This window comes from Salifodinibacter halophilus (assembly GCA_012999515.1).
Classification (GTDB): Bacteria; Pseudomonadota; Gammaproteobacteria; order Nevskiales; family Salinisphaeraceae; genus Salifodinibacter; species Salifodinibacter halophilus.
Genome location: JABEEB010000406.1, coordinates 1 through 258 on the forward strand (window position 1 = coordinate 1; position 258 = coordinate 258).

A 258-nucleotide genomic window follows, 5' to 3' on the forward strand; every position below is an offset into this window, starting at 1 on the left:
GGCTTCGGCCAGGCGGTCGACTTCGCTGGCGTAGTCCATGCGGTCCTTCTCCACCACGTTGAGCGCGTCCAGGCGGTGCATGTGGCGCAACAGGATGTTGCCGGCGGCGCGGGCGGCCTTGACCATGAGGGTGACGGCGGGTTTCTGCATGGCTTACGGCCTCGGACGGAATGAGGTGGGGACGGCTGACGGGGGGAAAGAACGAAACCGGCGCCTGTGGCCGGGGCGGGGAGTTTACCATTTGCGCATGAACCACGA

Annotated in this window: 1 protein-coding gene; it reads right to left on the reverse strand. The window is 66.3% G+C overall.

Features of this window, described 5'->3' with window-relative positions; all coding sequences use genetic code 11:
- The coding region (locus HKX41_12220) for an inositol monophosphatase (protein ID NNC24901.1) at positions 1 to 150 on the reverse strand (150 nt) is incomplete at its 3' end.
- Between the last annotated feature and the right edge of the window lie 108 nt (positions 151 to 258).